Genomic DNA, 13,278 nt, shown 5'->3' with positions numbered 1-13,278 from the left:
TCCGCCTTCCGGTGCGAGATACACCCCGATACACCCGAAAATAGCTTCGGCTGGGCGCCATGTCGCGCCCGTCCGGAGCCGCGAACAACAAGGAAGTGTCACCGATGAACACGCTGGACTTCGTCGATCAGGCGTCGCTGCGCGACGACATCCCGACCTTCAGCCCCGGCGACACCGTCAACGTGCACGTGAAGGTGATCGAGGGCTCGAAGGAGCGCATCCAGGTCTTCAAGGGTGTCGTGATCCGTCGTCAGGGCGGCGGCATCCGCGAGACCTTCACCGTGCGGAAGGAGAGCTACGGCGTCGGCGTCGAGCGGACCTTCCCGGTGCATTCGCCCAACATCGATCACCTCGATGTCGTGACCCGCGGTGACGTGCGTCGCGCCAAGCTCTACTACCTGCGCGAACTGCGCGGCAAGAAGGCGAAGATCAAGGAAAAGCGCTGAGCGCGCTGCTCCGCCTGACGAAGCTCTCGTCGCGGGACCGGTCACCTCGCTCGCTACTGTGGTGCCTGTGACCGGACCCACCGAATCTGCCGACGCGCGCTCGGAGGGCAGCCTCGAATCCGACTCAAATCCTGATTCCGCTTCAGCTTCGGCGGAGTCGGCCACCGGCCAAGCGCCGGACGAGTCGCCCAAGCGCAAACACTCCACGGCCCGTGAGATCGCCATTCTGGCGTCCATCGCCCTGGTGCTCTACTACGTGACCCTCACGTTCATCGCACGCCCCTATCTGATTCCGTCGGAATCCATGGAGCCCACGCTGCACGGCTGCGCCGGCTGCGTGGGTGATCGGATCATGGTCGACAAGGTCACCTACCGGTTCTCCCAGCCGGAGCCCGGCGACGTGGTGGTCTTCAAGGGCCCGCCGTCGTGGAACATCGGGTACAAGTCGATCCGTTCGGACAACACCGCCATCCGCTGGGTGCAGAACGCCCTCTCGTTCGTGGGGTTCGTCCCGCCGGACGAGAACGACCTGGTCAAACGGGTGATCGCGGTGGGCGGCCAGACCGTGCAGTGCCGTGCCGACACCGGCCTGACGGTCGACGGCAAGCCGCTGAACGAGCCGTATCTGGATCCGGCCACCATGATGGCCGACCCGGGCATCTATCCGTGCCTGGGGCCTGAGTTCGGGCCAGTCACCGTCCCGCCGGACCGGCTGTGGGTGATGGGTGACAACCGCACGCACTCGGCCGATTCGCGTGTGCATTGCAGCAATCTGCCGGCCGACGCACGGGAAGGTCTGCAGTGCACCGGCGATCCGATGGCCGGCACCGTTCCGGTGGAGAATGTAATCGGAAAGGCACGGTTCATCGCCTGGCCACCGTCCCGCTGGGGCGGTATCAATGGCGTGAACCCGCAGACCGACTCCTAGGAGCTGCCCTGTGCCTCCAGTGGTGAAGACGTCGTGGCCGCCGCGAACGGTGATCCGGAGGTCATCGGGTCTGCGCACCCTGGAATCCGCGCTCTACCGCAACGGTCTGGGCCCGGTTGCCGGGGTGGACGAGGTGGGTCGCGGGGCCTGCGCGGGTCCGCTGGTGGTGGCGGCCTGTGTGCTGGGGCCGAACCGGATGGACAGCCTGGCCTCCCTCGACGATTCCAAGAAGCTCGGCGAGCGCGAGCGTGAGCGGCTGTTTCCCCTGATCCGCCGCTATGCGCTGGCTTATCACGTGGTGTTCATCCCCTCCGATGAGGTCGACCGGCTCGGCGTGCACGTGGCCAATATCGAAGGCATGCGGCGTGCGGTGGCGGGGTTGTCGTTGCGGCCGGGCTATGTGCTGTCGGACGGCTTCCGGGTGCCGGGCCTGGCGGTGCCGTCCCTACCGGTCATCGGGGGAGATGCCGCAGCGGCCTGCATCGCCGCGGCCAGTGTGCTGGCCAAGGTCAGCCGGGACCGGCTGATGGTCGAGATGGAACAGCACCATCCCGGCTACGGGTTCGCCGAGCACAAGGGATACAGCACCCCCGCACACTCCGCGGCGTTGACCGAGTTGGGTCCGTGTGTGGAGCACCGCCACTCGTATGTGAACGTGCGGCGGGCCGCAGAGACAACCGGGGTGCGGCGGGCCGCAGAGATGGCAGACGTCCGACGCGATGTGGCACCGATGCGGCATCCTGAAACGACGTACGCAAAGATGGTCGACAGGGCATCAGCACAACCAGAAGGACAGCCGAGCAGATGAGCGCCGAGGATCTCGAGAAGTATGAAACCGAGATGGAGCTCTCGCTGTACCGCGAATACAAGGACATCGTCGGGCAGTTCAGCTACGTCGTGGAGACCGAGCGCCGGTTCTATCTCGCCAACAGCGTGGAGCTGATTCCGCGTAACTCCGAGGGCGAGGTCTACTTCGAACTGCGGCTCGCCGATGCCTGGGTGTGGGACATGTACCGCCCGGCCAGGTTCGTCAAACAGGTGCGGGTCATCACGTTCAAGGACGTGAACATCGAAGAGGTCGAGAAGCCCGAGCTGCGGTTGCCGGAGTAACGGCGGACAGGGGGCGACGTGACGGCGACTGTCAGTACCGGGCCCGACGATGTTCGCCGCCGCGCCGAGGCCGTGCTGGCGCACCTGCCCGAGGTGCGCGCATGGCAGGAGCCGCTCTACCGGGACCTGCATCAGCATCCCGAACTCTCGCATCAGGAACACCGCACGGCCGGCTTGGTGGCCGCCCGCCTGCGGGAATCCGGCCTGACCGTCCATGAAGGTGTCGGGGGCACCGGCGTGGTCGGTGTACTGCGTAACGGCGACGGCCCCCGGGTGCTGTTGCGCGCGGACATGGATGCGCTTCCGGTGACCGAGGCAACCGATCTGCCGTATGCGAGTAGCGAGGCCGGCGTGATGCATGCCTGTGGTCACGACACTCACGTGACGTGTCTGCTGGGTGCGGCCGAATTGTTCGCCCGGGCAACGGATCACTGGCGTGGCACCGTGATCGCGGTCTTCCAGCCCGCCGAAGAGGTGGGCAATGGTGCCCGCGGGATGGTCGAGGACGGGCTGGCCGATCTCGTCGGCCCGATCGATGTGGCGATGGCCCAGCACGTTTTTCCGGCGCCGGCCGGGCAATTGCGTACCCGCAGCGGTCCGGTGTTGTCGGCGGCCGACAGCATGAAGATCACCGTCTACGGTCGCGGCGGGCACGGTTCGATGCCGCAGGCCACGGTGGATCCGGTGGTGCTGGCGTCGATGATCGTCATCCGCTTGCAGACGATCGTGTCGCGCGAGGTCGATCCGAGCCAGACGGTCGTCCTGACGGTCGGCAGCATCCAGTCGGGGACCAAGAGCAACGTCATCGGTGACCACGCGGTGCTCGAACTCAACCTGCGCACGTTCGACGAATCGGTGCGCACCGCGGTGCTCGCCGCGATCCGGCGGGTGGTCATCGGCGAGTGCCAGGCGTCCGACTCACCGCGCGAGCCGGAATTCGAGTTGTACGCCAACTTTCCGCTGACCGTCAACGACGCTGCGGTGACGGCTCGTGTCGAGGCCGCGTTCAGCGAGTACTTCGGCGACCGGGCGCAGACCATGCCGGCCGGGGCGGCCAGTGAGGACTTCGGTGACATTCCGGCTGCCCTGAAAGCGCCCTACACCTATTGGGGCTTCGGCGGCATCGACGAGCAGACCTTCGAGGCCGCCGTGGCCGCCGACCGCGTGGGCGCCGACATTCCGGTGAACCATTCACCGCGATTCGCCCCGGTGCTCCAGCCGACGTTGGACACCGGTACCGAAGCGCTGGTGGTGGCCGGGCTCAGTTGGCTTCAGTGACCAGGTGCTCGCCGAAGAACGCGAACACCCGCGACCAGGCGTCGGCAGTGGCGGCCTCGTTGTATCCGAAGCCGGCGATTCGCAGAAACGCCTGCCCTGGCAGTTGATTGGCGAAGCTGTGCCCGGCTTCGGGGTAGACCTTGATGTCGGCGGGGATGTTCTTGTCGTCCACCACCCGCTGCAACCGGCCCGCGGCGCCGATGCCCATCGGATCCCGGCGGCCGAAGCTGGCCACCACCGGGCATGACGCGTCCAATGTCTGGTCGAGCCGCTTCGGCAGCGGCGTGCCGTAGAACGGTGCTGAGGCGCCAAATCCCTTGGGGCCCATGATCAGCGCGAACTGACCGCCCATGCAGAACCCCGCGATGCCGACAGTGCCGGTGCATTGCGGGTGCGCACGCAGGTGGTCGCGGGCGGCCAGGATGTCGTCGAGCGCGCGGCCGCGTTGGGTCAGCAGCTCGCGGAACACCCGGGTGATGCATCGGGCCCGGCCGCCGCGGGAGTAGAGGTTGGGAGTGAGGGCGATATAGCCGGCGGCCGCGACCCGTTCCGAGATCGCCTCGTTGTCGGGCCCGTAGCCGATCGCGTCGTGGATGATCACCACCCCGGGCCAGGGCCCTTCGCCACCGGGGGCGTTGAGCAGGGCGTCGATCGGACCGGCCGGGGTGTCCACGGTGATCGTCGTCACCTCACCGAGAGTAGCGGGAGGTCGTCAGGTTCCGCAGAACGTGCGGTAGGTCCCGAAGTCGGCCGGCGCTGGTGCCGCATACCGTTCGAGGCCGGGCCGCTCGTCATAGGGCGAGGTCAGGGCGTCCATGAGGTGTTGGACGGGTTCCAGGTCATCCTCGGTGGCGGCGGTCAACGCTTCCTCGACCAGGTGGTTGCGCGGGATGTAGACGGGGTTCACCCGGTCCATCGCGTCGGCGTCGGGTTCTAGGGCATGCCACCGCGCCAGCCAGTCGCCGAATCCGCCGGCGATCGTTGTCTGTCCACGCGCGGCGCGGCTGAGGTCACGGAAGAAGGACGTGTAATCAGTCCGGTTCTGCTGCAGCAGCACAAGCAGGTCATCGGTGAGAGTGCGGGCGGTGTCGTCGTCGATGTCGGCGGACAGTCCGAGCTTGGCGCGCATCCCTGCCGACCACACGCCGGTGAACTGCGGCCCGAAGCCGTGCAGCGCTGCGGTGGCGAGCTCGACGGCCCGCTCACCGTCGTCGTGGAGCAGGGGGAGCAGGGCCTCGGCGAACCGGGCGAGGTTCCATCCGGCGACAGTCGGCTGGTTGCCGTAGGCATAGCGACCGCCATGGTCGATCGAGCTGAATACCGTTGCGGGATCGAAGGTTTCCATGAATGCGCACGGCCCGTAGTCGATGGTCTCGCCAGAGATCGTCATGTTGTCGGTGTTCATCACACCGTGCACGAACCCGACCAGCATCCACTGTGCCAGCAGCGCGGCCTGCGCCGAGATGACCGCCTCGTACAGCGCCAGGTACGGGTTGGCCGCGCCGGCCGCGTCGGGGTGGTGGCGGGCGATGGCGTGGTCGGCCAGCCGGCGCAGCAGCCCCGTGTCTCCGTCGGCCTGGGCGCGTGCGGCGGCGTACTGGAAACTGCCGACTCGAAGGTGGCTGGCGGCGATCCTGGCCAGCACCGCCCCTGGCAGCATCGTCTCGCGCCGTACCTCGCGTCCGGTGGCCACCACGCCAAGCGCTCGGGTGGTGGGGATGCCCATGGCGTACATCGCCTCGCTGACGATGTACTCGCGCAGCATGGGCCCGACGACGGCCAGGCCGTCGCCGCCCCGGGCGAACGGGGTCCGTCCCGATCCTTTGAGATGCAGGTCGCGGAGACGGTCACCGGGGTCGACGAACTCGCCGAGCAGCAGCGCGCGACCGTCGCCCAGGAGCGGGACGTACCCGCCGAACTGATGGCCGGCGTAGGCCTGCGCGACGGGCGTGGCTCCATCGGGGACCGCCGTGCCGACCAGCAGGCCGAGCCCGTCGGGTGTGCGAAGCCATGACATATCGAGGCCGAGCTCGGCGGCCAGCGGCTCGTTGAGCACGAGCAACCGCGGGGCCGGGGCCGGCTCGGCCTGCCACGCGACCGCCATCTCGGGCAGGGCGCGGGCGAAGCGGTTGTCCAGGATGACGGTCGGATCCGATGCGACGCTCACGTCCCGAGCCTACGGACCCTCAGAGGCTGCCCAGGTCGTCCGGAACATCGACGGCGTACTGCTCGAGGACGTCGAGGGGCACCAGGTCGAGGGTGCGTTCGTGAGTGGCGGCCAGCACCACCGGGGCCGCCCTGCCGTCGTTGTGCGCGCGCAGCCAGTTGGCCGCGGTGACGCACCAGCGGTCGCCCGGCGTCAGGCCGGGAAACCGGTACTGCGGTGCCGGTGTGGACAGGTCGTTGCCGATGGACCGCTGATGTTCGAGGAACTCGGTGGTCACGACAGCGCAGATGGTGTGCCGGCCCGCGTCGGCGTCGCCGGTCGAGCAGCACCCGTCGCGGTAGAACCCGGTGAGCGGGTCGGTGCCGCACTCCTCGAGCGGGCCGCCCAGCACATTGCGATCTGCCATGTCGGTATCGCCTCTCCGCCAGTTCTGCGCGAGTTCACAGTGCCGCCGAGATTCGTTCTGCGGTCTCGCGCACCGCAGTCCCGAACCTAGCGAACTTGTCGGCGGTAATCCTGCTGCTCGGTCCCGATATCGACACCGATCCGATGGGTTCGCGTTGGGCATTGACGATACTGGCGCCGAGTGCGGTGATGCCGGAGTTCAGGCCCTGCTCGTTGACCGAGTACCCACGGGTCCGAACCAACTCGATCGCTTCGCTCAACCGGTCCGGATCGGTGATGGTGTGGTCGGTTTGCGGTGCGAGGTGCTGCGAAAGATATTGCGCGACATATTCGTCGGTGCTGGCGGCGAGAAAAGCGATTCCGGTTGCCGACGCGTGCAAAGGAATCCGTGACCCCAATGGCATGAAGGCGCGCAGGGGGTGGGCGGTGTCCAGGCGTTCGATGAGTACCAGTTCCGGTCCGTCTGGCGCGGCAAGGTGGATGGTCTCGGTGGTGTTGAGCTGCAACTCGTTCAGAAACGGCAGCGCGGTTTCGCGCATCGGCTGATGGTCGCCGGCCCGGCTGCCGACAGAGAATGCGCGGTAGGTCAGGTTCCATCGCGTCGGCTGCGCGGAAGTGGGTCGCAGCCAGCCGATCTCGTGCAGCGTGAGCAAACACCGCTGCACTGTGCTCTTGGGGAGGCCGACCGCGCGCGTGAGCTCGGACAGGCCCACCGGTTGCAGCTTTGCGACCGCCTCCAATACCTGAAACGCGGACACCACGCTGTTCGTCGACATGCGCCCTCCTCTGCGATCCACATTGACCCGCGGTGCAGATGTGAGCTAGCTTACCCGCACCGGTTCATACAGTAGACCACTGTGCCACACAGTGGACCAGTTGGGGAAGCGGGTCCAACGTTTCGAAAGGCGATGGAATGACAATTCAGCTGCTGGCGCTGGCGGTTTTCGTCGGTGTCTTCGCGGTTTCGGCATGGCGCAATGCCCACCTGGGCGTGTTGATGTTCGCCGCGGCGGCCGGAGTGGGGCTAGGTCTGGCGGAGATGTCGATCGACGACATCATCGACGGCTTTCCGATCGACATTCTGGTGTTGCTGGTCGGCGTGACCTACTTCTTCGGGATCGCCCACGCCAACGGCACCATCGACCGCATCATCGAGGTCACCTTGGTCAAGGTCGGGCATCGGACGGTGCTGTTGCCCCTGGTGTTCTTCTCGCTGACCGCGGCGATCTCGGCGATGGGCTCCCCGCTGGGCGGGTTGGTGATGGCGCCGATCGGAATGATGGTGGCGGACAAGCGCGCGATCGATCCGATGCTGATGGCATTGTCGATCGGCACCGGCCTGAGCGCTGGGGCATTCGCGCCCACCAGTCTGTTCGGCATCGTCACCTACGGCACCGCGCATCAGGCCGGCATCGATCTCAATCCGTTCGTCTTGTGCATCGTGGCCCTGGCGGTCAACCTGATTCTGCTGGCGGTGGCCTACGTGCTGTTCGGAGGGTTGAAACTGCTGCACCGCGCCGCGGTGATCGAGCCGGCGATGGCGCTGGCGGCCGAAGACCGGCTGGTCACCGTCGGCGGCGGCAGCGCACGGAGTGCGCCTCGTGGCGGGGCGTCGAGCTTCGACCTGCCTCCGGGAACCGAACGAAACTCCTTCACGCCCAACCAGATTGCCACCTTGGCTGCCATGCTCGGCCTGATCGGAGCGGTCATTGGGCTGTCGCTGGCGGGCATGGATCCCGACATCGGTGTGTTGGCGTTCGCGCTCGGCGCTGTGCTCACCCTCGTGGATCCACGATCGGGTAACAAGGCAATTCCGCGGATCGACTGGTCGACAGTCCTGCTGGTGGGCGGCATCATCACGTTCGCCGGTGTGCTCGACAAACTGGGCTCGGTCGACCTGCTCGGTGAATTTGCCGGCCATATCGGCGTTCCGCTGCTGGCTGCGCTTTTCATATGCCTTGTGGCAGGGCTCGTCTCGGCGTTCGCCTCGACCACCGGAATGCTGGCGGCGCTGGTTCCGCTCGCACTGCCCCTGGTCGCGGCCGGAGGCATTCCCGGTTGGGCACTGATGTGCGCGCTCGGCGTGTGCGCGTCCATCGTCGACGTATCACCGTTCTCCACCGTGGGGGCGACGCTGGTGGCGACCACCGTCGACGAAGCGCAGCGGCCCCGCATGACCAGGTTGCTGATGCGGTGGGGGCTGTCGATGGTCGTGATCGGCCCGGTTCTGCTCGTCGGGGCCCTTGTCCTTCCGGGCATGGTGTTCTGAGTGGCCGCTACCAGCAACGAAAGGACTTGTCCGCCCATGCTTTTGACGTCACTGGACCCTGCCGCGAGCGACTCGGTCGACGCCACCGCCGCAATCTCGGTGGGTGCGCGCAGCGTGTCGCGAGCGCAGCTGTTCGAGGCTGCCTGTGCGCTTGCCGGCAACTTGCCTGACGGGGGACCGGTTGCGGTGTGCGCCCAACCGACGCTGGAGACGGTTGTCGCCGTGGTCGGCTGCCTGCTGGCGGGCGTCCCTGTGGTGCCGATTCCCCCCGACTCGGGCTCTGCAGAGCTGCGGCACATGCTCACCGATGCCCGCGTCACGAGTTGGGCGGGACCGCCGCATCGGGACTCACAACTCCCCGCGGTACCGGCAACGGTGCGGGGGCGCGGACGTGGCGAATTGCCCGACGCGCCGTCACCCGAAGCAGTCGCGATGATTCTGTACACGTCGGGGACCACGGGTGCTCCCAAAGGCGTCAATCTCAGCCACCGGGCGCTGGCGGCCGGTATCGACGCCGTGGCCGACGCCTGGCAATGGACGCGCGACGACACCGTGGTGCACGGTCTCCCGTTGTTCCACCTGCACGGGCTGATGCTCGGCGTGCTCGCTTCGCTGCGCATCGGCTCCCGGGTGGTCCATACCGTCAAGCCGCGACCGGAGCGCTATGCCGCCACGGCCGGCACGATGTACTTCGGCGTGCCCACGGTGTGGTCGCGCATCGCAGCCGACGAACCATCGGCACGGGCGTTGCGGGGCGCCCGGCTGCTGGTATCGGGCAGCGCGCCGTTGGTCACGCCGGTCTTCCACCGCATCGCCGAGCTCACCGGTTGCACACCGATCGAGCGGTACGGCATGAGCGAAACGATGATCACGTTGTCCACCCGGGCCGACGGTGAACGCCGACCCGGCTCGGTCGGCCAACCCGTTCTCGGCGTCGATACCCGGCTGTGCGCCGACGACGGCCATGTAGTTCCCGACGACGGCAACAGCATCGGACGGCTCCAGGTGCGCGGCCCCATGCTGTTCGATGGCTACCTCAATCGACCCCAGGCCACCGTGGACGCATGGACCGACGACGGCTGGTTCATGACCGGCGATGTCGCCACTCGTGACACGGACGGATTTCACCGAATCGTCGGGCGGGAGTCAGTGGATCTGATCAAGTCGGGCGGATATCGAATCGGCGCGGGGGAGGTCGAAACCGCGTTGCTCGCTCACCCCTCGGTGCGCGAGGCAGCCGTTGTCGGCCGCACGGATGCCGACTTGGGGCAGCGGGTTGTGGCATACGTCGTGACCGATGACGGGAATCGGCCACAGCTCGCCGAGGGGCTCATCGAGTTCGTGGCCCAGACACTGTCGCAGCACAAGCGGCCGCGCGAAGTGGTCTTCGTCGGCGAGCTGCCGAGAAACGCGATGGGCAAGGTGCAGAAGAAACTTCTCACCGATTGAACAGATCAGTCTGTCGATTGCGGGCGGGCACTGCGTTGCGCATCGAGGATGAGCAGTGCCACGTGCAGTGAGGTCATCGATTCACCGTCGTCGAGGTTGACGCCGAGCCGGCGTTCGATCGAGGCGAGCCGGCTGTAGAGCGCCGGGCGGCTCATGTGCAGGCGTTTTGCCAGCGCCGACTTGTTGCCTGCCAGTTCCAGGTAACCCCGCAGCACTTCCACGTCGTCGCTGCCCTGATCGGCATCGTGGATCAGCAGCGTCTTGAGTTCGGTCTCGGCGAACATCTGGACCCGAGGATCGTCGAGCAGCAGTGTGATCAGCCCGCGCAGCCGCACGTCGGAGGCCCGCACGAATGGACGGGTCAGATCCGGCATCGACGCCGCGACCTCGGCGACATGGGCGGCCTCGCGCAGGCCGTGGACGGCGTCGGCGAATGCGCCTGCGCCGCCGCCGACCGCGATGACGACCTTGTCGGAGTCTCCGCCGCGGGAGATGGCCTCGCGCCAGCCCTCGGCCAGCCGGCTCAGCGTGGCTTCGGCGCTGGATCCGCGCCGTGGGTTCAGCGCCAGCACCAGGCCCACCTCGCCGTCCCGCCGGATCGAGCAGATCGCGCTGTGCCCTTGGGCTTTCACGCTGTGGGCCACCGCATCGAGGATGCGGATGTTGCGGCGTTGGGTACCGACCGGGTCGAGCCGGTCCAGTGGCGCACCCACTCGGACTGTGGTCGGCAGGTAGGGGCCGCCGGGTCGCAGACCCAGGGCCAGGGCCCGGGCGTCTGCCTCACGGTCGTCGGCGATCCGTCCGCCCAGGACGTCGTCGATCAGCCCGCTCTGGGCCTGATGTTCGAGACCGGAGCGGCCGCGTTCGGCCATCCGGTGCAGGGCCAGCGCCTGTGCGGCGCGTTCCAGGACCATCGTGGTTTTCACCGGTGCGGCCGGGGCGCGCGGCACGATCAGCCGGCCCCACTCCTCGGCGCGCGGGCCGACAGCGGTCGTGGCCCACGGCTCGGTCAGCGCCCGGGACCGGCGTTGCCAGTCGGCGAGCACGGTGGTGGCCGCCTCGTTGCGGGGTGAGATCGCCAGCACCTGGTGCGACAAGTCTTCGAGTACCACCGATTCGTCGATCATCTCGGCGGCCGCGCGCACGATGTCGGCCATCGTCGGGCGTTTCATGCTCAACTCGGTGAACGTCTTGTGTGTCCGGTGGGCGAACTCGAGCTCCTCGTACTGGTCTGCGACGATGAGCCGGTGCACCGCCTCGGTGACCTCGACGAACTTGGTCTCCCGATGCAGGACCACCAGCGCCAGGCCGAGGGTTTGGGCCATCTGGCCGACGCTGTCGGGTAGTGATTCGATGCGGGTGCCCAGTTCGACCACCACGCCGACGACGCCGGCGCGCTGCATCCGCCGCAGGTAGTCGCGGGGTGCGTCACGCAGTGCGGCGCCGGTGGTGAGCACCAGCTCGCCGCCCTGCAGCAGGCCGGCGAGGTCGGGCATGTCGCTGACGTGGACCCAGCGCACCGGGCGGTCGAGTTGTTGGGCACTGAGTACCTCGGGCTCACCGGCCCGCACCACCGGGAGCGCGATGATGTCGCGCACGGTCGGGATCATTTACAAAGTGTAAAGAACGAGTCAACGAGACTTACAGGATGCTGGCCGGAACAGGATCGGCCGTGGCTCAAAGTTAATGCCGTACCCCAAGCCACAGGAAGGTTCGGATTCATGAGCGATGTCATCCAGCACTGGCGCGACGGCAAGATCTTTGCCGGCACTTCGACCGCCACCGCCCCGGTAACCAATCCGGCCACGGGCGCGGTCACCGGTGAGGTCGCCCTGGCCAGCGTGGATGACGCGCGCGCGGTGATCGATGCCGCCGTGGCCGCCTTCCCGGCCTGGCGCGACACGTCGCTGGCCAAGCGCACCTCGGTGCTCTTCGCGTTCAGAGAGCTGCTCAATGCCCGCAAGGATGAGCTGGCCGCGCTCATCACCGCCGAGCACGGCAAGGTGCTCTCCGACGCGCTCGGCGAGGTCAGCCGTGGCCTTGAGGTCGTCGAATTCGCTTGTGGCATCCCGAGTCTGCTCAAGGGCGGGTTTACCGAGAATGCCTCGACCAGTGTGGATGTGCACTCCGTGCTGCAGCCGCTTGGCCCGGTCGGCATCATCTCGCCGTTCAACTTCCCGGCGATGGTGCCGATGTGGTTCTTCCCGATCGCCATCGCCGCGGGCAACACCGTGGTGCTCAAGCCGTCGGAGAAGGATCCGAGTGCCTCGCTGTGGATGGCCCGGCTGTGGGCCGAGGCCGGTCTGCCCGAAGGCGTGTTCAACGTGCTGCAGGGTGACAAGACCGCGGTCGACGAGCTGCTGACCAACCCCAAGATCAAGGCGATCTCGTTCGTCGGCTCCACCCCGATCGCCCAGTACGTCTACGCCACCGCCACCGCTTCGGGCAAGCGGGTGCAGGCGCTCGGCGGTGCCAAGAACCACGCGGTGATCCTGCCCGACGCCGACCTGGACCTGGCCGCCGACGCCATGGTCAACGCCGGCTTCGGTTCCGCCGGTGAGCGCTGCATGGCCATCTCGGCCGCCGTCGCGGTCGGCCCCATCGCCGATGATCTGGTGGCCAAGATCGCCGAGCGCGCCGCCACAATCAAAACCGGTGACGGAACCAAGGATTCGGACATGGGGCCGCTGGTGACCAAGGTGCACCGTGACAAGGTGGCCTCCTACATCGATGCCGGTGAGGCCGACGGTGCCAAGGTCGTGCTCGACGGTCGCACCGTCATCGCCAACGGCGGGGCCGACGGCTTCTGGCTGGGTCCGACCTTGCTCGACAACGTCACTCCCCAGATGAGTGTCTACACCGACGAGATCTTCGGCCCCGTGCTTTCGGTGCTGCGCGTCGAGACCTACGACGAAGCTCTTGCGCTGATCAACAACAACCCGTACGGCAACGGCACGGCGATCTTCACCAACGACGGCGGCGCCGCGCGACGGTTCCAGAACGAGGTCGAGGTCGGCATGGTCGGCATCAACGTGCCGATCCCGGTTCCCATGTCCTACTACAGCTTTGGCGGCTGGAAGGCGTCGCTGTTCGGCGACAGCCACGCCCACGGCGCCGAGGGCGTGCACTTCTTCACCCGCACCAAGGCCATCACCACCCGCTGGCTGGACCCCAGCCACGGCGGCATCAACCTCGGCTTCCCCGAGAACAAGTGAGAGAATTCCAC

The 13,278-nt window shown here is 67.2% G+C and carries 13 protein-coding genes; 8 read left to right on the top strand and 5 right to left on the bottom strand.

Translation table 11 applies throughout. The annotated features are described in order from the left end of the window. Positions 1 to 104: 104 nt before the first annotated feature. The 5 genes from rplS (at position 105) to BN2156_RS09835 (ending at position 3,762) form a co-directional block, all read left to right on the top strand. Entirely contained in the window at positions 105 to 446 is a 342-nt protein-coding gene (gene rplS / locus BN2156_RS09855; RefSeq protein ID WP_029111328.1) for a 50S ribosomal protein L19, read from the top strand. A gap of 67 nt (positions 447 to 513) precedes the next feature. Then, positions 514 to 1,374, top strand: a complete 861-nt coding sequence (gene lepB / locus BN2156_RS09850) for a signal peptidase I (protein ID WP_090512916.1) — start codon at positions 514 to 516, stop codon at positions 1,372 to 1,374. Between the two features lie 22 nt (positions 1,375 to 1,396). Then, positions 1,397 to 2,182: a ribonuclease HII gene (locus tag BN2156_RS09845; RefSeq protein ID WP_235625353.1), complete on the top strand. Its 786-nt coding sequence runs from the start codon at positions 1,397 to 1,399 to the stop codon at positions 2,180 to 2,182. Next, positions 2,179 to 2,484, top strand: a complete 306-nt coding sequence (locus BN2156_RS09840) for a DUF2469 domain-containing protein (protein ID WP_003881082.1) — start codon at positions 2,179 to 2,181, stop codon at positions 2,482 to 2,484. Before BN2156_RS09845 ends, BN2156_RS09840 begins: the two co-directional genes overlap by 4 nt. A gap of 72 nt (positions 2,485 to 2,556) precedes the next feature. Continuing rightward, the gene (locus BN2156_RS09835) at positions 2,557 to 3,762 is read left to right on the top strand and encodes an amidohydrolase (protein ID WP_090515717.1); all 1,206 of its coding nucleotides are present in this window, start codon (positions 2,557 to 2,559) and stop codon (positions 3,760 to 3,762) included. Here BN2156_RS09835 and BN2156_RS09830 read toward each other — a convergent pair. The 4 genes from BN2156_RS09830 to BN2156_RS09815 are packed head-to-tail and all read right to left on the bottom strand — an operon-like array spanning position 3,746 to position 7,110. Next, positions 3,746 to 4,450, bottom strand: coding sequence for a dienelactone hydrolase family protein (locus tag BN2156_RS09830; protein WP_090512914.1), 705 nt, complete (start codon positions 4,448 to 4,450; stop codon positions 3,746 to 3,748). The two genes, BN2156_RS09835 and BN2156_RS09830, sit on opposite strands and share 17 nt — an antisense overlap. Before the next feature lie 24 nt (positions 4,451 to 4,474). Then, positions 4,475 to 5,929 (bottom strand): protein adenylyltransferase SelO, encoded by a 1,455-nt coding sequence (locus tag BN2156_RS09825; RefSeq protein ID WP_090512911.1) that lies wholly within the window; start codon positions 5,927 to 5,929, stop codon positions 4,475 to 4,477. Between the two features lie 19 nt (positions 5,930 to 5,948). Next, complete coding sequence (locus BN2156_RS09820) at positions 5,949 to 6,335, bottom strand: DUF2237 family protein (protein WP_090512908.1); 387 nt, start codon at positions 6,333 to 6,335, stop codon at positions 5,949 to 5,951. Between the two features lie 34 nt (positions 6,336 to 6,369). Then, positions 6,370 to 7,110, bottom strand: coding sequence for an IclR family transcriptional regulator (locus BN2156_RS09815; protein WP_090512906.1), 741 nt, complete (start codon positions 7,108 to 7,110; stop codon positions 6,370 to 6,372). A gap of 137 nt (positions 7,111 to 7,247) precedes the next feature. Here BN2156_RS09815 and BN2156_RS09810 point away from each other — a divergent pair, with 137 nt between their 5' ends. After that, positions 7,248 to 8,603, top strand: coding sequence for an SLC13 family permease (locus tag BN2156_RS09810; protein WP_090512904.1), 1,356 nt, complete (start codon positions 7,248 to 7,250; stop codon positions 8,601 to 8,603). A 36-nt stretch (positions 8,604 to 8,639) separates the two neighbouring features. Beyond that, the gene (locus BN2156_RS09805) at positions 8,640 to 10,052 is read left to right on the top strand and encodes an acyl-CoA synthetase (protein ID WP_090512902.1); all 1,413 of its coding nucleotides are present in this window, start codon (positions 8,640 to 8,642) and stop codon (positions 10,050 to 10,052) included. 5 nt (positions 10,053 to 10,057) lie between these two features. Here BN2156_RS09805 and BN2156_RS09800 read toward each other — a convergent pair whose 3' ends face one another. Then, on the bottom strand, positions 10,058 to 11,662 hold the full coding sequence (locus BN2156_RS09800) for a PucR family transcriptional regulator (protein WP_090512900.1): 1,605 nt from the start codon (positions 11,660 to 11,662) through the stop codon (positions 10,058 to 10,060). 111 nt (positions 11,663 to 11,773) lie between these two features. Here BN2156_RS09800 and BN2156_RS09795 point away from each other — a divergent pair, with 111 nt between their 5' ends. Further along, positions 11,774 to 13,267, top strand: coding sequence for a CoA-acylating methylmalonate-semialdehyde dehydrogenase (locus BN2156_RS09795; protein ID WP_090512898.1), 1,494 nt, complete (start codon positions 11,774 to 11,776; stop codon positions 13,265 to 13,267). Positions 13,268 to 13,278 lie beyond the last annotated feature (11 nt).

The sequence above is a fragment of the Mycolicibacterium neworleansense genome, assembly GCF_001245615.1.
GTDB lineage: Bacteria > Actinomycetota > Actinomycetes > Mycobacteriales > Mycobacteriaceae > Mycobacterium > Mycobacterium neworleansense.
The sequence above is the reverse complement of the archived record's forward strand: the minus strand, read 5'-3'. Positions and strand labels throughout refer to the sequence as shown.

Coding starts and splice junctions, on each gene's coding strand:
- BN2156_RS09815 (WP_090512906.1), bottom strand. CDS start 7,110: ATGTCGACGAACAGCGTGGTGTCCGCGTTTCAGGTATTGGAGGCGGTC.
- BN2156_RS09805 (WP_090512902.1), top strand. CDS start 8,640: ATGCTTTTGACGTCACTGGACCCTGCCGCGAGCGACTCGGTCGACGCC.
- rplS (WP_029111328.1), top strand. CDS start 105: ATGAACACGCTGGACTTCGTCGATCAGGCGTCGCTGCGCGACGACATC.
- BN2156_RS09800 (WP_090512900.1), bottom strand. CDS start 11,662: ATGATCCCGACCGTGCGCGACATCATCGCGCTCCCGGTGGTGCGGGCC.
- BN2156_RS09795 (WP_090512898.1), top strand. CDS start 11,774: ATGAGCGATGTCATCCAGCACTGGCGCGACGGCAAGATCTTTGCCGGC.
- BN2156_RS09820 (WP_090512908.1), bottom strand. CDS start 6,335: ATGGCAGATCGCAATGTGCTGGGCGGCCCGCTCGAGGAGTGCGGCACC.
- BN2156_RS09840 (WP_003881082.1), top strand. CDS start 2,179: ATGAGCGCCGAGGATCTCGAGAAGTATGAAACCGAGATGGAGCTCTCG.
- BN2156_RS09810 (WP_090512904.1), top strand. CDS start 7,248: ATGACAATTCAGCTGCTGGCGCTGGCGGTTTTCGTCGGTGTCTTCGCG.